Origin of the sequence: Mycobacterium sp. RTGN6, assembly GCF_033804605.1 — a bacterium.
GTDB lineage: Bacteria > Actinomycetota > Actinomycetes > Mycobacteriales > Mycobacteriaceae > Mycobacterium.
On the sequence record NZ_JAPZKZ010000020.1, the window covers coordinates 1 to 20,020 of the forward strand.

The 20,020-nt window shown below is 67.3% G+C and carries 17 protein-coding genes and 1 pseudogene; 10 read left to right on the forward strand and 8 right to left on the reverse strand.

The genetic code is table 11. The features are described from left to right. Nucleotides 1-121: 121 nt before the first annotated feature. Entirely contained in the window at nt 122-1,228 is a 1,107-nt protein-coding gene (locus SLQ33_RS32840) for an aminoglycoside phosphotransferase family protein (RefSeq protein ID WP_319458122.1), read from the forward strand. 6 nt (nt 1,229-1,234) lie between these two features. Here SLQ33_RS32840 and SLQ33_RS32845 read toward each other — a convergent pair whose 3' ends face one another. Continuing rightward, nucleotides 1,235-1,537, reverse strand: a complete 303-nt coding sequence (locus tag SLQ33_RS32845; protein ID WP_319458123.1) for a hypothetical protein — start codon at nt 1,535-1,537, stop codon at nt 1,235-1,237. Nucleotides 1,538-1,623: 86 nt separating this feature from the next. Between SLQ33_RS32845 and SLQ33_RS32850 the strand changes: the two genes are divergently transcribed. Beyond that, the gene (locus tag SLQ33_RS32850; RefSeq protein ID WP_319458124.1) at nt 1,624-3,252 is read left to right on the forward strand and encodes an NAD(P)/FAD-dependent oxidoreductase; all 1,629 of its coding nucleotides are present in this window, start codon (nt 1,624-1,626) and stop codon (nt 3,250-3,252) included. A gap of 3 nt (nt 3,253-3,255) precedes the next feature. Here the strand turns inward: SLQ33_RS32850 and SLQ33_RS32855 are convergent, their stop codons facing one another. From SLQ33_RS32855 to tnpA, 3 genes and pseudogenes are all read right to left on the reverse strand, one after another. Continuing rightward, a complete protein-coding gene (locus SLQ33_RS32855; protein WP_319458125.1) occupies nt 3,256-5,010 on the reverse strand; it encodes an MOSC and FAD-binding oxidoreductase domain-containing protein in 1,755 nt (584 codons plus the stop codon). 90 nt (nt 5,011-5,100) lie between these two features. Beyond that, nucleotides 5,101-5,538 carry a DUF732 domain-containing protein gene (locus SLQ33_RS32860; RefSeq protein ID WP_319458126.1) on the reverse strand — a complete coding sequence of 146 codons (438 nt, stop codon included), beginning with the start codon at nt 5,536-5,538 and terminating at the stop codon, nt 5,101-5,103. A gap of 282 nt (nt 5,539-5,820) precedes the next feature. Next, nucleotides 5,821-6,192: pseudogene (tnpA, locus tag SLQ33_RS32865) on the reverse strand (IS200/IS605 family transposase); the annotation flags it as partial. 229 nt (nt 6,193-6,421) lie between these two features. Between tnpA and SLQ33_RS32870 the strand changes: the two are divergent. After that, nucleotides 6,422-7,918, forward strand: a complete 1,497-nt coding sequence (locus SLQ33_RS32870) for a transposase (RefSeq protein WP_319458127.1) — start codon at nt 6,422-6,424, stop codon at nt 7,916-7,918. A gap of 101 nt (nt 7,919-8,019) precedes the next feature. Continuing rightward, nucleotides 8,020-8,817, forward strand: coding sequence for an oxygenase MpaB family protein (locus tag SLQ33_RS32875; protein WP_319458186.1), 798 nt, complete (start codon nt 8,020-8,022; stop codon nt 8,815-8,817). 26 nt (nt 8,818-8,843) lie between these two features. Here the strand turns inward: SLQ33_RS32875 and SLQ33_RS32880 are convergent, their stop codons facing one another. The 3 genes from SLQ33_RS32880 to SLQ33_RS32890 are packed head-to-tail and all read right to left on the reverse strand — an operon-like array spanning nt 8,844 to nt 10,821. Beyond that, nucleotides 8,844-9,401, reverse strand: coding sequence for a nuclear transport factor 2 family protein (locus SLQ33_RS32880; RefSeq protein ID WP_319458128.1), 558 nt, complete (start codon nt 9,399-9,401; stop codon nt 8,844-8,846). Continuing rightward, nucleotides 9,391-10,272: an SDR family NAD(P)-dependent oxidoreductase gene (locus tag SLQ33_RS32885; protein ID WP_319458129.1), complete on the reverse strand. Its 882-nt coding sequence runs from the start codon at nt 10,270-10,272 to the stop codon at nt 9,391-9,393. The genes SLQ33_RS32880 and SLQ33_RS32885 overlap by 11 nt, the downstream gene beginning before the upstream one ends. A gap of 12 nt (nt 10,273-10,284) precedes the next feature. Next, nucleotides 10,285-10,821: a nuclear transport factor 2 family protein gene (locus SLQ33_RS32890; protein WP_319458130.1), complete on the reverse strand. Its 537-nt coding sequence runs from the start codon at nt 10,819-10,821 to the stop codon at nt 10,285-10,287. 122 nt (nt 10,822-10,943) lie between these two features. On the opposite strand from SLQ33_RS32890, the gene SLQ33_RS32895 reads away from it, so the two are divergent. After that, nucleotides 10,944-11,579, forward strand: a complete 636-nt coding sequence (locus tag SLQ33_RS32895; protein ID WP_319458131.1) for a TetR/AcrR family transcriptional regulator — start codon at nt 10,944-10,946, stop codon at nt 11,577-11,579. Nucleotides 11,580-11,586: 7 nt separating this feature from the next. On the opposite strand, the gene SLQ33_RS32900 is transcribed toward SLQ33_RS32895, so the two are convergent. Next, on the reverse strand, nt 11,587-12,075 hold the full coding sequence (locus tag SLQ33_RS32900; RefSeq protein ID WP_319458132.1) for a MarR family winged helix-turn-helix transcriptional regulator: 489 nt from the start codon (nt 12,073-12,075) through the stop codon (nt 11,587-11,589). A gap of 66 nt (nt 12,076-12,141) precedes the next feature. Between SLQ33_RS32900 and SLQ33_RS32905 the strand changes: the two genes are divergently transcribed. From SLQ33_RS32905 to SLQ33_RS32925, 5 genes are all read left to right on the forward strand, one after another. Further along, nucleotides 12,142-13,395, forward strand: coding sequence for a multidrug effflux MFS transporter (locus SLQ33_RS32905; RefSeq protein ID WP_319458133.1), 1,254 nt, complete (start codon nt 12,142-12,144; stop codon nt 13,393-13,395). A gap of 70 nt (nt 13,396-13,465) precedes the next feature. Further along, nucleotides 13,466-15,256, forward strand: a complete 1,791-nt coding sequence (locus SLQ33_RS32910) for a penicillin-binding transpeptidase domain-containing protein (RefSeq protein WP_319458134.1) — start codon at nt 13,466-13,468, stop codon at nt 15,254-15,256. 50 nt (nt 15,257-15,306) lie between these two features. After that, entirely contained in the window at nt 15,307-17,682 is a 2,376-nt protein-coding gene (locus SLQ33_RS32915; protein WP_319458135.1) for a lysylphosphatidylglycerol synthase transmembrane domain-containing protein, read from the forward strand. Nucleotides 17,683-17,720: 38 nt separating this feature from the next. Then, the gene (locus SLQ33_RS32920; RefSeq protein WP_319458136.1) at nt 17,721-18,188 is read left to right on the forward strand and encodes an SRPBCC family protein; all 468 of its coding nucleotides are present in this window, start codon (nt 17,721-17,723) and stop codon (nt 18,186-18,188) included. After that, entirely contained in the window at nt 18,181-19,995 is a 1,815-nt protein-coding gene (locus SLQ33_RS32925; RefSeq protein ID WP_319458137.1) for a sulfatase-like hydrolase/transferase, read from the forward strand. The genes SLQ33_RS32920 and SLQ33_RS32925 overlap by 8 nt, the downstream gene beginning before the upstream one ends. The last annotated feature ends 25 nt before the right edge of the window (nt 19,996-20,020 follow it).

Below are 20,020 nucleotides of genomic sequence, written 5' to 3' on the forward strand. Positions count from 1 at the left end.
CCCCCACCGACACCAAATCCGACAACCGACGATCCGACTCCGGCTTACGCCAACCCGCACGAGGCATGCACTACAAACTACACCCATGTAGTCTTAACTGAACGGTATTGGAACTAGTCCGGTGCCAGTCAGCGCCAAGACGGTGCCGCCGTCTGCCGAGTCGATCACACCGCAGTGGCTCACCTCGGCCCTCTGCTCGAACATCCCCGGCGCCCAAGTCGTCGACGTCTCGGTTGCGGGTGGCAGCGATGGCACCAGCGCTCGTCGAGCGATAACGGTCGAGTACAACGCCGCGGGTCGCGAGGCGGGATTGCCAGAGCGGCTCTTTTCGAAGTCCACTGCGACCTTCGGGTCGCGGATGCTTCTGGGAATCACCGGCATCGCCGAAGGCGAATCGGTGTTCTACAACCTCGCGCGACCAGATCTCAAGCTGCGAAGCCCAAACGCCTACTACTCCGGCTACGACGCGAAGTCGCATCGCTCGCTCGTACTGCTAGAAGATCTCACCACCCGCGGCTGGACGTTCCCCGATCCGCTCAAGAACCCAGTCACCCGCGACGACGCCGAAGACATGGTGTCCGAAATGGCGGCCTATCACAGTGCGCTATGGGACAGCCCGCGGATGAACGGAGATCTCAAGCGACTGCGTCCGGCACTCGAGTGGCAAGAGAACTTGAATCGCAGGGTGGGATTCGAAAAGCGAACACTGACTGGCCTCGAACGTGCCAAGGACATCGTGCCCAGCTCCTTGTACAGCCGACGGAACGACGTCTACAGAGCATTCATGCAATCGCTCAGCCTCCACCGCGGTGGACCAACCACCTTGCTGCATCAGGACCTGCATCTCGGCAACTGGCTGCGCGACGAAAGTGGGCGCATGGGCCTCTACGACTGGCAGTGCGTGGCTCGGGGCAACTGGGCACTCGACTACTCGTACGCGCTCGGCGGAGCCCTCGCCACCGACGACCGCCGACACTGGGAGGAAGGCTTGCTCCGGTCCTACCTCGAGCAGCTCCGTGACGGCGGTGTGCACAACCCTCCTTCCTTCGACGAGGCATGGCTGGCGTACCGGCAACAGTCGATGCACGGCTGGGTGTTCGGATTGTTCACCCTGGGCGGCAGCAGGTTTGAGCCAGAATTACAGCCCCGGGACTACACCCTGGCGGCGATCGAGCGGCTCTCACAGCATGTTGCCGACCTGGACTCCGTCACCGCGCTGTCCGGTTGACCGAAGCTACGGACGTCGGACGGTCGAGTCAGGCGCCATCGAAGGCCCCCTCGCATAGACACCGAAATCACCGCGGCCCTGCGTCAAGGCGATGCACACGCCGAGGTGTCGCCCCGTGCACGGCACCCCCTGCACGGTCGGCACCTGGCCCGCCGGACCCGTGACGCGAGGGCTGGACACACCGGGACCCGAACACCGTGCGAGATAGCCGTCCACGCAGTCATCGGCCGTCGCCGGGGCAGCTAGTGCCAACGACGCCATCGCTACGGCGGCGTGCGCGCACAGCGTGATCCCGAGCGGGCCTTTCACCTGGACTACGGTACTCCGACGCCCGAATACTGGTCCCTACTGTATGGCTTTCGGTAAGGTAGGCAGCCAGTTCCAAGGAGGACGATATGGCGGCTGTCGACGGCGACACCCGGTTCGACGCAGTGATCATCGGCGCCGGGTTCTCCGGCCTCTACATGCTGCACGAGCTCCGTGCGCGCGGCCTGCGGACGTGCGTGCTGGAGAAGGCCGACGACATCGGTGGCACGTGGCGGTTCAACCGCTACCCCGGCGCACGGTGCGACATCGAGAGCATCGAGTACTCGTACAGCTTCTCCGACGACATCCAGCAGGAGTGGGTCTGGACGGAGTCGATGCCCGCCCAGCCCGAGATCGAGGCCTATCTCCACTTCGTCGCCGACCGGCTCGATCTGCGTCGCGACATTCGCTTGCACACGCACGTCGTCGCGATGACATTCGACGAAGACGCGGCCCAGTGGGTGCTCGAGGCCGAAGGAGGCGAGACGTTCGTCGCCCCATTCGTCGTCGCGGCGTCGGGCATCCTGTCGGTGCCAATCGAACCCGACATCGAGGGCATGAACACGTTCGCGGGCCCGTCGCTGTACACCAGCCGCTGGCCCGACGAAGGCTTCGACTTCACCGGCAAGCGCGTCGGCGTCATCGGAACCGGTTCCACCGGTGTGCAATTGATCCCGGTCGTCGCCAAGGAGGCAGGCCACCTCACCGTCTTCCAGCGCTCCCCCGCGTACACCTTGCCGTGGCAGGTCCGCTCGTTCGAGCCAGGCGAGCTCGACGAGCTCAAGGCCAACTACGGCGAAATCCGGGCCGCGCAAAGGGAACACCCCGTCGGTGCGGCTCGGCTGTCGGCGTTCTCCGTGCTGATCAACATGCTTTCCCGTCCGCCGATCAAGACCGCGTCGCGCGAAGACCAGCTGCGCGCCGTCGAGGAACGCGGGGTGATGGGCGCACTGGACTGGGGCGACATCTTCTTCGACATCGAGGCCAACCGGATGGCCACGGAGCTGTACGGCAAGGCCATCGCCCGCATCGTGAAGGACCCCGCAACGGCCGCGGCGCTGGTGCCGACGCACCCGTTCGCGTGCAAGCGGCCGATCATCGACCAGGGCTACTACGTGACCTACAACCGCGACGACGTCAGCCTCGTCGACTTGCGCAAGGGGTCCATCACCACGGTGACGCCGACGGGGATCCAGACCGAGCAGGGCTTCTACGAGCTCGACGTGATCGTGTACGCCACGGGTTTCGACGCAATGACGGGTGCGTTGACGCGCATCGACGTACGCGGGCGTGACGGCGTGCTGCTGCGGGACTACTGGGCCTCCGAGGGCCCGATGTCGTACCTCGGGTTGGCGGTCGCGGGATTCCCGAATCTGCTGACGGTTCAGGGTCCGGGCAGCCCCGCGGCCGCATCGAACTTCGTTGCCGCCCTTGAGCAACACGTGGAATGGATCGCCGACTGCCTAACCTACCTGCGCGCCAACGGACATCGCACGATCGAGGCATTGCCCGGCGCGCAGCTGGAGTGGATCGAGCACGCCACGTCGATCGTTGCGGGCACCGTGCTCGTCCACCCCTCGTGCAATTCCTGGTACAACGGCGGCAACGTGCCGGGCAAGAAGCGGATGTACATGGGGTACTCCGGTGGCATCCCAGAGTTTCGGCGCCGCTGCGACGAGGTCGCCGCGGGCGGCTACACCGGGTTCAAACTCGGGTAGCGGTCACAGGTCGAGCACGACGGCGTCGGCCGGCGTCGAACAGCAGATCAGGACGTTCCCGTCCGCCGGCGGTTCCAGCGGTTCGGGGTCGTATCGAACGGAACCCGAGAGCAGCGCCGTTTCGCAGTTGTGGCACACACCCGTTCGGCACGACCAGCGGGTGGGCACGTCGCACGCCTCCGCGAACTCGAGCAGGTTGTCGTACGGCGGCCCCCACGGCACGGTGAGGCCGCTGCGGGCGAAGCCGACGTCCGGCCCCGACCCGGCCGGACCAGACGGTTGATGCGGCGGAACCGACGGTGTCGCAGCGATGCCGGGCGTGAGTGCGGCTGTGGCGCCGAAGGTTTCGCTGTGGATGTGCGCGACGTCGAGCCCGTATGCCGCCAAACCTGCACTCAGCGTGGCCATGAAGTCGGCGGGACCGCACAGATAGGCCTCGGCATCCCGCGGCAGACCGAGGGCGCGCAACGCGTCCACCGACAGCCGACCCGGCGCGGTGAAGTCGACCCCGACCCCGTCGGACGCGGACGGACGGCTGTAGAAGACGTGGCAATGGCTGCCGGGCAACCGGTTCAGGAGCTCGCGGCTCTCGGCGGCAAAGGGATCCTCCGAGCCGTTGCGCGCGCCGTGCAGCCACCAGACCTCACGCGTCGAACCCGACTCCGCGAGCGCGTGCAACATCGAAAGCACCGGGGTGATCCCGACGCCGGCAGACAACAGGATCACCGGGCGCTCACCGTCGGCGAGGAAGAACGTGCCGCGCGGCGCCGCGACGTCGAGCACGTCGCCGATCGCGACCCGGGCGTGAAGGTATCCGCTGCCGCGTCCGTTGGGCTCCCGTTTGACGCCGATGCGGTAGTCACCGGAATCCGGCACGTTCGACAGCGAGTAGTTCCTGATGACGGTGGGCTCGCCGTCGTCGGGCCGAAGCCGCACGGTGATCGACTGACCCGGTAGCCATCCCGGCAGCCGGCCACCGGCGGGGTCAGCCAGGGACAGCGACCGGACGTAACCGCTCTCGTCGTGTAACGCGGTGATCGCCAACGGGCGGAAACCCGTCCATGCGGGCGGCGGGCTCGACGCTGCCCCGGTCAAACCGGTGTTGCCGGTCGCCGTCGCCTGTTTGGCGAGGTTCTCCAGCGAGGTCTTCCAGCCGGGGCTGAGTGCGGGGATCCGCAGGGCGCGGTCGAGCGCGTCGCGCGAATGTCCGGGGAGATAGAGCAGCGCGTCGATTTTGGCGACCGTCACTGCTTCGGGGCCCGAGGCGACCTTGACGATCTCCTGGCCTGCCGCCACCTCGCCCTCCGTCAGCACGCGCAGGTAGAAACCTGGACGATGGTGAGACACCAAGAGCGACGCCATGTTCGGCACCGACATCCGCATGCCGACGCGGTAACACGTGACTCGCGGCTGGGTGACCTCGAACTCCGCATCGCCGATCCGGTAGCGATCGCCGACGCAGACCTCGTCGTCGGGCAGCCCGTCCACGGTGAAGTTCTCTCCGAAGTGACCGGGCGCCAGGTCGTCACGGCCGAGTTCGGCGGCCCAATACCGGTAGGAGTCGATCTGATACACCAGGACCGCTCGGTTCTCCCCGCCGTGCCCGCCGAGGTCGCCCTGGCCGTCACCGTCGATGTTGCCGCTGCGGACCATTCGCGGGCCATCCACCGGCTGCTTCCAGGCGCCGGTGTGAACGGTCCTGCCCTTCCATGCGACGTCCTTGGGCAGCCCGACGTTGAGTGATACCAACGTCGCCATGGCCGCACCTCCCGATCAAACGTAGCCGTCAACCCCGCGCGATGGGAGCTGTCGTCGCCTGTCAGAAAGCTGGGAGGACGCGATCGACGGTCAGATGCCGGGTATGCCAGACAGCCCCGGAATACCGGACAGTCCCGGGATTCCCATCGCTGCGCCCTGGCCAAGCCAGCTTCCGTTTGCGAGCGACGCCATCATGCTGGGGCAGTACATCGAGATCGCGATGCTGGTGAACAAGTTGGCCATGCCCGGCGAGATCCCGTTGGTGCCACCCATTTGTGATGCGACGGCGGCGAAGTTGCCACCCGGCTGCGAAAGCATTGGGCAGATGGACTGGGCCATGGTCACGGCCATGTTCGGATCTCCGTAGGACACCCCGGAGTTGGTGAGCGTCGACAAGAACTGGTCGCTGACAACGTCGGCACGCGCAACGCTGGGTGCGACGTTCGCCGCCACCACGATCGCCGCCGAAATGGCCAGTGCACCTGCGGCTTTCGCCGAGACGCCGATCACGCGCGAAAAGTCCGTCATGTGGGCTCTACTTCCTGGGGATCACGAATCCGAATCACTGCCGTAACTTCTGGAACACTGCTCTACTTCTGTCACATTTGGAACACGGACCGGTGACGGTTGGCACACTATGCGTTTCATGAGCGTGGCCGCGCTTACGTGCGTGTGAAGCTGCTTCGTTTGCCGGCGTACTGTCGTGACGTGGCGCTCCCGGTGTTGACCGGATTCTTGGGCGCAAGCCTCGGACTTCAGTCCGGGGAGAGCCCATCCTCTGTGTCGCCGGGTGAAGCCCGGCGGTCGGAGTGGTCGGGCTTGTCCGTCGATGTATTGCTTGATGATCGACAAGGGTGCGCCACCGCAGAGACCACGAAGTAAGACGGCGACCAGAGGTGTCCGCGCATGCGTGCGCGGACACAGGCGCCGGTGAATTCGGGCGCACCTCGTGAGCGGTGCGGCCCTTTGAGGCGTTGGGCGAGAACGGAAATCGCGAGTGTGGGGGGATGGGCGACGAGCGGGTATGCGTGGTCAGTTTCGCCGTTGAACTCGACCAGCTCGACAGCGAGGTCGAAGCAGATGCTGCGCATGGTGTGCTCGCAGTATGTGCGCTTGGCGTCGGTGAACACCGGGCGCCGGCTAATTGGTTACGAACACCAGGTGCGCGTGCAGCAGCGACATGCTGGGCCGGGTGCGGCGGTAGGTCGTGGTTGTCAGTGGGCATCTTTACGGTTGGGCTGTGGGTAAGACCTACCGCAAGGCGGCGACACCGGCCGAGGAGCTGCCGGTGGGTAGGCCGCGTGCCCGCAGGCGGGCGAAGGGTGCGCCCACGCATGTGCGGTCGTGGCCACTGCGACCTGATGGCGCGCAGTGCCGCCAGATTCGTATCAGGTTCTTCACCGGGGTTCGGGTGTTCAACGCAGTGCTGGGCGAGTTCATCGCCCGCAGCCGCGCCGTGAAATCTGATCCGGCCTGGGTGGCGGCGCGGGAGCTACCGCGCCGCACCGCGGCCCAGCGCACGCGTCGCGGTACGGCGTTCCGGGCGGTGGAGCAGGCCCATGGTTTCACCGTGGATGCGGCGCAGTCCTACGCGTCGTCACTGCGGAAATCCTGGGTGCGCGATCACCTTCCGGCCCAGGAGACCCAGAACCTGGGTGCGCGGGTGTTCGATGCAGTGCGCCAGTGGCACCTCGGCCAGAAGGGCAAACCGCGGTTCAAGAACACGCGCCGTGGTCTGCATTCTCTGGCCGCCAAGGACGGCTATGGCGCGCTGCGGCCCAAGACCGATGCCGCGGGCCGACTGGTCGGGTTGCAGTGGGGAGCCGGATTCGTCATCCCCATCGCGGCGGCCGGGCGCAGTGGCCGGCGCGGTGCCGAGCAGCAGACCGAACTCGTCGAGATCGATGGATTGATCGCGGCGGGGAAGGTGTTGTCGACACGGATTGTGCGCACGGTGATCAATGGTGCCGACACCTACCGCATGCAACTGGTCTGCGATGGGCATCCGAGCAGGCGGCATCCGAGCGGCAACGGGAGGGTGTCGTTCGACCTGGGACCGTCTCAGATTGCGGTGGCCGTGCAGTGTGTCGATGGCAGCTGGTCGGGCTGGGTTGAGCCGCTGGCCGATGCGATCCGGTTGGACACGATGCGGCTACGTCGGGCGCAGCGGCATCTGGATCGCCAGCACCGCGGCGGATCAGCCGAGTGTTTCCGCCCTGATGGCACCCACACGACAGGCCGATGCGGCTGGAAACGCTCACGCACCGCGCAGCAGACCACGATCCGGGTGGCCGAGTTACATCGTCGCCTGGCTGAGCATCGCAAGACGTTGCATGGGGCACTGGGCAACCGCTTGTTGGGCCACGGCACTGATATCACCTGCGAAAGCCTGGATTACGTGTCGTGGCAGAAGAACTTCCCGCGCAGTGTGCGCGACCGGGCACCGGGGTTACTGGTGGAGATGATGCGCCGTAAGGCTGAAAGCGCCGGCGGCACCACCCTCTACGAGTACAGCCCCTACACGACCGCCTTGTCGCAAACCTGTCTGTGCGGGACGAGAAAGAAGAAGCCGCTTTCGCAACGGGTCCACCGTTGTGGGTGTGGCATCACCGAAGATCGAGACCTGCTCTCGGCCTACCTCGGACTGCACGTCCGAACCGGGGCCGATGGGGTCGATCGGCTGGACTTGCAGACAGCCAGCACCGGCTGGCTGCACCGTCAGGACGTCGACGGGCCGCCGAAGTCCAGCCGTAGTGCGACAGCACGCAAGCGGCAAGGCCGCAGACATCCGCCCTCGCGGAGGTCAGTGGCGCGCATCAAAGCGAGGCGTAAAGCCAAAACCACGATGCGACAGAGCCGCTCGGCGCGAACCTCCACTACCGACCAGCCCACGGCGATAGCCGCATGAACGCCTATCGAGACAGCCGGCCGGCACGAGGAATCCTCGCAGTTCACTGCGGGGAGGACGTCAAGAGTGTGCGTGATGGCTTGGGCCAACGGCTGTTCGGCATGGTGGCAGGCCCCGACGGCCCCGCCAACCGCGCTCGAATTCACGGCACTCCGGGCCCCCGTTGGTTCGACGAGGACCGCCCGATCAGACGGGTGCACGGGGACGCGTCGATGTTCGTCGGCGGACTCCGCGCATTGCTGCTGCAGTCGCTGCACCCCTTGGCGATGGCGGGCGTCGCCGAACACTCGGACTATCGGGGAGATCCGTGGGGCCGGCTACAGCGCACCAGCACGTTTCTCGCGGTCACGACGTTCGGGCCCGCGGAGCACGCCCAGCGCGCCGTCGACAAGGTGCGCGGCATTCATCGACGCGTGCATGGCACGGCTCCCGACGGGCGAACCTATGAAGCGTCCGACCCGCACCTCCTTGAATGGGTGCACATCGCCGAGGTGCAGAGTTTCCTTCTGGCGCATCAGCTTTACGGGGCCGCACCACTAGACCAGCAGGGCCGGGACGGCTACGTCGCCGACACGGCGCGGGTCGCGGAGGCGCTGGGGGTGGTCGATCCGCCGCGCAGCGAAGCCGAGTTGGCACAGCGGATGTCGGCCTTCCGTCCGGAGCTGCGTGGCACCGCAGCCGCTCGGGAGGCGGCCCGGTATCTGCTGCTGACGCCGCCGCTGCCACTACTCGCGCGACCTCCGTACGGACTACTGGCCGCCACCTCGGTCGCGATGCTGCCCGCCTGGGCGAGGTGGCCACTACGCCTGCCCTACCTGCCGCCGGTGGAGACCACCGCAGTCCGGCTGGCCGGGCGGACGCTGGTCGGCGGCATCCGATGGGCACTGGCCCGCGACTGAACGACGATCCGCCTCAGCGCTGAGGTTCAGGCGTCGGTACGCGGATCGTGGCGCGCACGACGGTTGACCAACGGCCGCTGATACGACGGGTCAGCTGGGGTGCGCGACGGGGCGCCGTTGCCGTGAACACCCACGACGTCGGCGAACGGCAGAGGCATGGTGGGCACCATTCCCGACCACTCGATCGTGTTGGTCCGCATGGCGATTCGCCACTCACCGGCACGTCGCTCCAACCGGTCGAGGTAGCGACCGCCGGCCATCCAGTTCGACTCGTCGCGATTGCGCGCCACGAACAGGTAGTAGGTCTCGGTATGTGCGGTGTCGCCGTCGAGCTCGCACTGGAAGTTGAGCACGTTGTGCATGGTCGCCACCTGGCCCTCCTCGTGCATGGCCCTGGCCCAGTCGTAGAGCTCGGCGGGGGCACCCACGAAATCGCCTGCGGCGACGGTCGCGTCGGGGTGGAACGCGGAGAGGAAGACGTCGCGGTCGAAGCGGTCGATGCCGCGGGTGAAGCACTGCAGGCAGTCGAAGACGTCCTGGCGGTCGAGCATGCGGTCGACCCGGGCTTGGCGGTCAAGGTTCACGTGATGCCTCCGGAATCGGACGCCAGATCGGCGAGCCACGCAGAGCCCGCAGCGACGGAACGGTGCTGCCGTCGACGTCGGTGACCCCGTACGCGTCGGCGACTTCGGCGGTGATGAACGTGCCCCCCGACATCTTGATGACGTCCGCGTCGTCGGCGAGCGCGGCGATCACGCGACCAGGGAACTCGGGACTGCACCCGACGGCGGGGTCGGTCACGGTGCGCCGGGCGAACTCCGGGTGACGGGCGAGCTCGCGTTCGGCGCGTTCGGTGAACGTCAGGCCCTGCCAGAGCGACAACGACGAGACACCGTGCGGCGCAAGCTCGATGGCCATGTCGCGCGCCATTCTGTCGACGGCCGACTTGCACATCCCGAAGACCACGCCGTAGGTGTACGTCACGCCCACATAGCCCGAGATGGCGACGATCAACCCGCGGCGCTGGGGAACCATCAGCTTCGCGGCATGCCACGCGGCGACGAAGTTCGACCTGACCCCGACGTCCACCATCTGCCAGTTCGACAGTGGCTTGTCCCAGAACGGGCGGTCCTCGGTCAGATCGTCGGGAAGCGCAAAGGCGTTGTTGACCAGGATGTCCAGCCGGCCATGGTCGCAGCGGACCTTGTCGAACAGCGCGGCCACCTGATCGTCGTCGGAGTGGTCGACCGGCACGGCGATGCCAACTCCACCACGTCCGTCGACGCCCTTGGCCGTCTCGCCGATGGTGCCCGGCAGGTCGGACGATCCCGCGCCGACGGTGCGCCCGGTCACGTAGACCGTCGCGCCCTCGGCGCCCAACGCCAACGCGATGCCCTTGCCGATGCCCCGACTGGCGCCGGTGACCACGGCGACTTTGCCTGAGAGACTGCCCATTTCGTCGATCGCCTACCGTCCGAACGCCGGGTCGCGGAGGAACGCTTCGCTGGGGTCGCCGAGCGCCCGGCCGAGACTGTGCTCGGGTAGCGACAGGCCCATAACGCCGCGCGCCCAGTCGACCGAAGGACCGAGCTCCTGGTACCAGTCGTACAACATCGTCCGGTGCGCGATGCGCCACTGGCCGTCGCGCTTCGCCATGCGGTCCAGGTATCGCCCTCCGATGACGACGTCGCCCGCGCCGTCGTCCGCGACCATCCGGTGGTATGCGGTGACGTGCGTTTCGGCCGCGGCCGCATCGCCTCGGAGCTCAATCAGACTCTGGCCAAGGGTGTGCATCGTCAACGGAATCGCCGCCGACCCGGGCACCACCCAAGCCACGTAGTCCTCGAAGGTGCCCGTCGAGATCCCGTGATCACAGGTGAAGTCCGGGCAGCAGACCGCGCGGAGTAGCGCGGCGTCGCGACGGTCCTCGCCGCGGGCCAGGCGCACGATGCACTCGCGGATGCCGTCGCGGTCGAGCAGCGTCGTGAGGGATTGATCCGTCATGACTCGCCTCTCGTCCACGTACCTGACGCTAACATGAATCAAACAATTGTTTGATTAGTTCCCCGAAAACAGCGGCCGACCGTGCGAAACTCATGGAAACGTCTGGACGTCTGGAGGACATCGTGTCGACGACCTCGCCACTGCTGGGCCGTCCGGCCGGGGCGAGCGGCGACAAGACCCGGCAGCGGATTCTGCAGGCCACCATGCGTTGCGTGGCCGACGTCGGCTACTCCCGCGCGACGATGCGTGAGATCGCCCGGCTGGCGGACATGACCGGCGGCAGCCTCTACCACTACTTCCCCAACAAGTCCGCGTTGATCATGGCCACGTACACCGAGCTCGTCGACACTGCCGTGCCGCGGCTGGCCGAGGCCGCGCACGTGGACGGCAGCGTGCTCGACCGCTTCATGGCCGTGCTCGACGAATGCGACGAGATGATGCGCGATCACCCGTTCATCGCCGCGTTCGACCGCGCCATCCGCGTCGAGGGGCCGCCGCACCTTCGCGTCTCTGCGGACCGCGAAACCATGTTCACGGTGCTGCGCAACGTGTTGCTGGGAATCGTCGAGGACGCGGCGGCGTCGGGCGCACTCAGCCAGGAGACCGACGCGGACAGCGCCGCCAACGCGATCTACGTACTGATGAGGGGACTCGTCGAATATGGCGCGACGGCGCCGGCCGATCAGTATCACGCCACGGTGCGCGCGCTGAAACTGCTGATCCGCGGGGCCCTGTTCGACTACGAGAGCCTTCGCTGACGCGGCTTCAGCCCGACCCGGGACCGGCGGACAAACCGTCTTCGAGCTCGGTCAGCAGCTTCAGCGCAGCATCGAGGTTGCGGCGGTCGGCGCCAGCGGCCAAGAGAAGCCGTGACCAAATCGCCTGGAGCCGTTCGAGATTGGCCGCCGCGCGCCGGGTCGGATAAAGCTCGACCTGCCTGCCGTCCCCCTCGTGGCTGGTCTTCGTGATCAACCCCTTGGCCTCCAGGTCGCGCAACGTGCGACTGAGATTGCTGCGCTGCAGTCCGACGGCGCCGGCCACGGTGGCCGGAGACGTTCCGGGGTGCCGGTCGACGAACCGCATGACGTTGATCTCGGTCGGGGTGAGTTCGATGACCTGCGGGTCTGCGTGGGACTCGGTGCTGATCCTGCGGGCGAGGGCTTGGATCAGGTCGGCGAGGTCGGCGAACTGTTCATCGGTCGGCTCCTCGCGCAAGCGCTCATCGGTGCTGTGACGACCATCTCTGCCCTTCACGCTTCCAGCATACGCCGAATGGTTGTATTCTGATAAGTATCAATTGATAACTACTTGGAGGTGTACGTGAGCGCGACCCTGGAGGCACCCAGCCAGACCACACCGGAACGGGCCATCACCCCGACCCTTTTGGTGACCCTGGCCTTGCTGTCGGCGGTCGCCCCGTTCGCCACCGATCTGTATCTGCCCGCTTTCCCGAGGATGGTGGCCGAGCTCCACACGTCCGCCACCGCCGTCCAGCTGACCCTCACGGCGTTTCTGCTGGGGCTCGCATCGGGACAGCTGATCTTCGGCCCACTTTCCGACCGATACGGTCGCGTGCGGCCACTGATCGTCGGCGCGGTGGCCTGCGTACTTGCCAGTGCGGCAACGGTGTTCGCGCCGACGGTCGAGGTGTTGATCGGCGCGCGATTCTTCCAGGGTGTCGCGGGCGCCGCGGGCATGGTGATCGGCCGGGCAGTCATCGCCGACCTGGCGACCGGCAAGGCCGCCGCACGCGCATTCAGCCTCATGATGATCGTCGGCGGCGTCGCACCCGTGATCGCTCCGCTCGCCGGCGGATTTCTCATCGCTCCGATCGGATGGCGCGGCGCGCTGGCGGTCATCCTCGCGCTGTCGACGTTGATGCTCGCCGCGGTGCTCCTGGTGGTGCGCGAAACCCACACCGAACACCGGCGCGCCGAACTGCGCGCCTCGCGGACGGCATTGGGGTCACCTTTGCGCGACCTGACCAGCCGCACCTACCTCGGCCATGCCCTGGCGTTCTGTTGCGCCTTCGCGACGATGATGGCCTACATCTCGGCGTCACCGTTCATCTATCAGACGATGATGGGCCTGTCCGCAGGCCAGTACGGCGCGATGTTCGGCGTCAATGCCCTCGCCCTGCTGAGTATGAGCGCGCTGTCGGCGCGACTGACCACCCGGCACGACGTGCGCCGCATCGCGGGCATCGGCCTGGCAACGGGCTTCTGCGCCACCGTGATGTTCGTGGTGCTGGCGACAACGGGCGTCGCGCCGGCCTGGCTGGCACTGCCGCTGCTGGTGACTGTGGGCAGCATGGGCCTGATCTTCGGCAACACCACCGCGCTGGCCCTCGGCGCGGCTCCCCGCGCCGCGGGCACGGCATCGGCGGCGCTGGGCGCGACGCAGTTCGGTCTGGCAGCTGCTGTCTCGCCACTGGTGAGCATCGCCGGTGAGGGCACGGCAGTACCCGCAGCGATCGTCATGGTGTGCACGAGCACGCTCGCCGTTGCGGCCTTCGTCTGCGCCGGTCGGCGCGGATCGGCAACGAGGAAGGGTTCGGCAAGCGCGACGACCTGACGGTCGAGTGGGTTCGCGCCTGAGGATTGGCGGCTGAGCGCCCAAGGGTCGTCGCTACCCTCGAGGTGCCATGACTCGACGTTGCGTGCTGACCCTGCTGCTGTGTGTCCTGCTCCCGATGTCGACGGGGTGCTCGCTCTTCTCCAGCAGCGGCCCGGACGACGCACTGCACGGCTTCGCCGACGCGCTGCAGCGCAAGGATGCGAACGCGGCCGCGACGGAAACGACCGACGCAGCCACCGCGACGCCCGTCATCACGTCGATGTTCGACGGCATGGGCAAGAACGCGTCCGTCGCCGTGGACGTCACCGACATCAGCGAGCCGGGCGACGACAAGGCCACGGCCAAGCTCACCTACACCTGGACCTTCGGCCCCGGTCACACCATGCGCTACGACGCGACCGCGACCGCCGTGAAGGCCGGCGACGACTGGCGCGTCCAATGGGATCCCACCGCGCTGCACCCCAAACTCCGTGCCGGGGTGACGTTCGAGTACAGCGACGACAAGAACTTCCTCACCCCGGTCGTCGACAGGGACGGCCAACCACTGATGACGTGGCAGACCGTCGGCGTGATCAACCTGACGCGGGACCACCTGGATTCCGCGCCTGCACTTGCGCCGCTCCTGCAGCAGTTCGACCCGTCGATCACCGCGGACTCCATCAACGCGCAGTTCGCCGGAGTTCAGGACGACGCCGTCACGGTGATCAAGCTGCGCGAAGCGGATCTGGCGCTCGTCCGCGACCAACTGGCCCAGGTGCCTGGAGTCACCGTGACCGAACAGGGCGCGCTGCTCACCGCCAACCGGGACGTGTCCTCGCCCGCCATCGACGGCCTGGCGGACATCTGGCAGAAGACGATCGACGCGACCGCAGGCTGGTCGGTGAACCTCGTCGACGACAACGGCCAACCCACCGACGAGCTCACGTCGACGCCGCCCGGCGACGTCAAGCCGATCCGCACCACCTTGGACACGCGGCTACAACTGCTCGCCCAGCAGGCGGTCGCAGCAGAACCTCGGCCCGCCGTCGTCGTCGCCATCTCCCCCAGCACCGGCGGCATACTCGCCGCCGCGCAGAACGGCGCCGCGAACGCCCAAGGGCCGATTGCCTTCTCGGGCAGCTACCCACCGGGTTCGACGTTCAAGACCATCACCACCGCGGCGGCACTGCAGGCGGGACTGGCGACGCCGGACACCCCAGAAGCGTGCCCCGGACGCGTCACCGTCGAGAACCGCACCATCCCCAACGACGACGAATTCGACTTGGGTACCGTGCCGTTGACGACGGCGTTCGCGCGCTCGTGCAACACGACGATGGCCGTGCTGGCCGACAAACTGCCCGCCGACGCGCTGCCCAAGATGGCCCGCATGTTCGGAATCGGCGTCGACTTCACCGTTCCTGGCCTCACCACGATCACCGGCGACGTCCCCAATGCCGACACCCCGGCGCAGAAGGTCGAGAACGGGATCGGTCAAGGCACCGTGACGGTCAGCCCGTTCGGACTGGCCGTGGCCGAGGCCAGCCTCGGGCACGGGTCGACGATCACGCCCACGCTCGTCGTCGACGAGAAGACCACCGCCGACACCCCATCCGAACAGATTCCGCCGACCATCGTCGACAGCCTGCGCGCGATGATGCTGCAGACAGTGGCCGACGGAACGGCGACGGCATTGCAGGACGTGCCTGGGCTCGGCGGCAAGACCGGCACCGCCGAGTTCGGCGACAACACGCACTCGCACGGATGGTTCGCCGGGATCGTCGATGACATCGCGTTCGCGACGTTGGTGGTGGGCGGCGACACCTCGGCGCCCGCGATCAAGGTGTCCGGTGACTTCCTTCGCCCGGCGGTCGCAGGCTGATCACGGCGATTCAGCGGCGATTTTCGCTGCCAGCCAGGGAAGCTGGGAGCATGCGTGTGGACGGGCGGGACATCACCGTTTCGGGCCGCCTGCTGCAACCGTTGCACCGCCGCACGAACGACATCATCCGACTCGCATTCGCCGCCGTCTTCCTGGCAGTCATCATCACCAGTTCGCTGGTCACCAGAAACGACTGGGTGGCGCTCGAAAAGTCGATATCGCGCATCGTCGGGGTGCTCACCCCCACGCAGTCCAACCTGGTGTACCTGGCCTACGGCATCGCGATCCTTGCACTACCATTCGTCATCCTGATCGGCCTGATCGTCGGCAGACATTGGCGACTGCTCGCGGCGTACGCGGCGGCCGGGCTACTCGCCGTGTTGGCGCTGTCCATCAACCGCACTGGAATATCTGCTCCGGGTTGGCATTTCGACCTGTCCGACCGACTCAACACGCTGCTGTCACAGTTCCTCGACGATCCCCGCTGGATCGCGCTGCTGGCCGCCGTACTCACCGTGTCGGGCCCGTGGTTGCCGTCACGCTGGCGGCATTGGTGGTGGGCACTGCTTCTGGCGTTCGTCCCGATTCACCTCGTCGTCAGCGCGGTGATCCCCGCCCGCTCACTGCTCGGACTCGCCGTCGGGTGGTTCGTCGGTGCGCTGACCGTGCTCGTGGTCGGCACCCCCGCCCTCGAGGTGCCGCTCGCGGGTGCGGTTCGAGCGCTGGCGCGACGAAAGTGCGAGGTGTCGGCGATGACGGTGGTTCGGCCGGCAGGCCCAGGGCCGCTGGTGCTGTCGTCGGAGTGCGCCGAGGGCGGGACACCCGTCGTGGTCGAACTGTATGGACCCAATCAACGCAGCGGTGGAGCCCTGCGTCAGTTGTGGCGCTGGCTGCGGTTGCGGTCCAACGAGACCGCTCCGATGCACGCGTCGATGCGCCGTTCCGTGGAGCACCAGGCGCTCATGGCGATCGCGATCGGCGACGTCGGGGTGGCCAACACCTCGACGGTGGCGATGACGTCGCTCGAACGCGGGTGGACGCTGCGTGCGCACACGCCTCCGGCTGGGACGACCATCGAGGAGTGCGCGGCGGAGACTCCCGTAGCGTTGGTGTGGGCGGCCCTCGGCATCCTTCACGCACACGGCATCTCGCATGGAGACCTGCGCGCCAAGGAGCTCACGGTCGACGAAGACAAGGTGCTGTTCGGCGGGTTCGCCGAGGCCGAGTACGGCGCCTCCGAAGTCCAGTTCCAGTCGGACGTCGCCCAGCTGCTGGTGACGACGACGGCGCTGTACGGGGCGGCACCCGCGGTTGCGGCCGCCATCGACGTATTCGGCAGGGAGTCGGTGCTGACGGCATCGCGGCGGCTGACGAAATCCGCTCTTCCCCACCGCCTTCGACGGTCGATCACCGACTGCAAGGGCGTCATGACCGCGGCACGTGACGAGGTGAAGCGGCGAACGGGTGCCGACGAGATCCCCTCGGAGACGATCACCAGGTTCAACCGCAACCAGATGATTCAACTGGTGCTGTTGGTCGCACTGGTCTACGTCGCCTATCCGTTCATCAGCACGGTGCCCGCGTTCTTCTCCGAACTGCGCTCGGCGAACTGGTGGTGGGCGCTGCTTGCACTCGCGGTGTCGGGCCTCGGCTATCTCGGCTCCGCGACTTCGCTATGGGCGAGCGCGTCGGAGGAGGTGAGCTACCGGAATCTGTTGATCATGCAGGTGGCCAACAAGTTTGCCGCCACTACGACTCCGGCAGGGGTGGGCGGCCTCGCGCTGAGTACCCGGTTCCTGCAGAAGAGCGGCCTTGGGGCGCTCCGTGCGACGACGGCAGTGGCGCTGCAACAGTCGGTTCAGGTGATCACCCACATCTGCCTGCTGATCTTCTTCAGTACCGTGGTGGGCGTTTCGGCCAACCTGGCGCCGTTCGTCCCGTCGGCCACCGTGCTGTACCTGATCGCAGGCGCAGCGCTCGGCGTGGTGGGCACGTTCATCTTCCTGCCGAAGGCGAGGCGCTGGCTGGGTACCGCCGTGCGGCCACGGCTGAAGGAGGTCGGGACCGACCTACTCGAGTTGGCGCGCGAACCCAAGCGCCTCGGTCTCATCGTGTTGGGTTGTGCGGCAACGACACTCAGCGGCGCACTGGCCTTGTGGGCAAGCGTCTCGGCCTTCGGTGGCGACACTTCCTTTGTCACGGTCACCATCGTCACGATGATCGGAGGAACACTCGCCTCGGCGGCGCCCACCCCCGGTGGCGTCGGTGCGGTAGAGGCAGCGTTGATCGGCGGGCTCGCCGCGTTCGGCGTACCCGCGGCGGTCGCCGTTCCGTCGGTGCTGCTGTACCGGGTGCTGACGTGTTGGATACCGGTGTTCGTCGGGTGGCCGGTCATGCGGTGGATGACGGAGCGGGAACTCATCTAGCCCGTCGTCACCCCGTTCCGCCGTCACTGCGTCCCGCAGTGGTGTTGGATGAAGAGGTGGCCGACATCAGCCGTAGCCGGACGATACCGGCGGAGCCACAGGCGATCTGGGACGTGCTAGCCGACTTCGGTGCGCTGAGTGCGTGGGCCGAGAACGCCGACCACTCGAGCATCATGAATCACGGCGCGGACGGCGGCGCGCTGGGCACCACTCGGCGCGTGCAGATGGGCCGCAACGCGCTGGTGGAACGCATCATCGAGTTCGACCCTCCGACGGCGTTGGCCTACTCCATCGAAGGCCTCCCCCGACGACTACACAACGTGGTCAATCGTTGGACCCTGCACCCGGCAGGCGACGCGACCGAGGTCGTGTTGACCAGCCGGGTCGAGATCGGCGGGAATCCGCTGGCGCGCGCCGCGGAGTGGGTGGTCTCCCGCGGCATGGCCAAGGAGTCGGACTCGATGCTCGCGGGCCTGGCACGACGAATGGAGCAGACCAATGCCTGATCGGCCAGACGTCGTCATCCTCATGACCGACGAAGAGCGCGCGGTTCCGCCCTACGAGTCGACCGACGTACTCGCGTGGCGCCAACGCACCCTCGGTGGTCGGCGATGGTTCGACGAGCACGGCGTGAGCTTCGCGCGGCACTACACCGGATCGCTCGCCTGCGTGCCGAGCCGCCCGACGATCTTCACCGGTCAGTACCCGGATCTGCACGGCGTCACCCAGACCGACGGCATCGGCAAGCGGTACGACGACTCGCGGCTGCGCTGGCTGCGCCGCGGCGAGGTGCCCACGCTGGGCAACTGGTTCCGCGCGGCGGGGTACGACACACACTACGACGGCAAGTGGCACATCTCCCACGCCGACCTCGAGGACCCCGCAACGGGTGAGTCGCTGGCCACCAACGACGACGACGGTGTGGTCGACCCGGCGGCCGTGCAGCGCTACCTGGACGCCGACCCGCTCGACCCGTACGGCTTCTCCGGTTGGGTCGGGCCGGAGCCGCACGGAGCGGCCATGTCCAACAGTGGCTTTCGCCGCGATCCCCTGTTCGCCGACCGCATCGTCGCCTGGCTGAAGGACCGCTACGCGCGGCGCCGTGCCGGCGACGCGGAGGCGATGCGGCCCTTCCTGTTGGTGGCGAGCTTCGTCAACCCCCACGACATCGTGCTGTTCCCGGCCTGGGCGCGCCGCAGCCCGCTGTCGCCCGACGCGACGCTGGATCCACCGCACGTGCCCACGGCGCCCACCGCGGACGAGGACCTGCGCACCAAACCGGCCGCGCAGATCGCCTTCCGCGAGGCGTACTACTCCGGATACGGGCCAGCGCCTGCGATCGGGCGCACGTACAAGCGCAATGCGCAGAAGTACCGCGACCTCTACTACCGGCTGCACGCCGAGGTCGACGGGCCGCTTGACCGGGTGCGGCGCGCGGTCACCGAGGGCGGCTCGGAGGATGCCGTGCTGGTGCGCACCTCCGATCACGGCGACCTGCTGGGCGCACACGGCGGGCTGCACCAGAAGTGGTTCAACCTGTACGACGAGGCCACCAGGGTGCCGTTCGTCATCGCCCGCGTTGGCCCGAACGCGACGCAGGCCCGCGTCGTCAGCGCGCCGACGTCGCACGTCGACCTGGTACCCACGTTGTTGGGGGCGGCAGGCATCGACGTTTCCTCGGTGGCTGAAGCGCTGGCCGAGTCCTTCTCCGAGGTGCACCCGCTGCCGGGGCGCGACCTGATGCCGGTGGTCGACGGCGCGCCCGCCGACGAGGACCGCGCGATCTACCTGATGACGCGCGACAACGTGCTCGAGGGCGACACCGGCGCGTCGGGGGCGGCCCGCGCGTTGGGCCAAACCGTGAATCCGCCTGCGCCGCTGCGCATCAAGGTGCCGGCGCACGTCGCCGCCAACTTCGAGGGGTTGGTGGTGCGGGTCGACGACGCCGACGCGCGTGGGGGTGCAGGACACCTCTGGAAGCTGGTGCGGACGTTCGACGACCCGTCGACGTGGACCGAACCGGGCGTGCGTCACCTCGCCACCAACGGGATCGGCGGCGAGGACTACCGCACGGATCCGCTCGACGACCAGTGGGAGCTCTACGACCTGACCGCCGATCCGATCGAGGCCCGCAATCAGTGGAGCGACCCCGACCTGCACGAACTCAGAGCCCACCTGCGGATGCAACTCAAGCAGGCGCGGGCCTCGTCGGTGCCGGAGCGCAACCAGCCGTGGCCGTACGCCGACCGACAGCCACCGGTCGGAAAGTCGGAGGGTGTCGTACGCAGCGTGTTGGCGCGATTACGGCATTGAGGCCCGTCGCCAATATCATCGACGG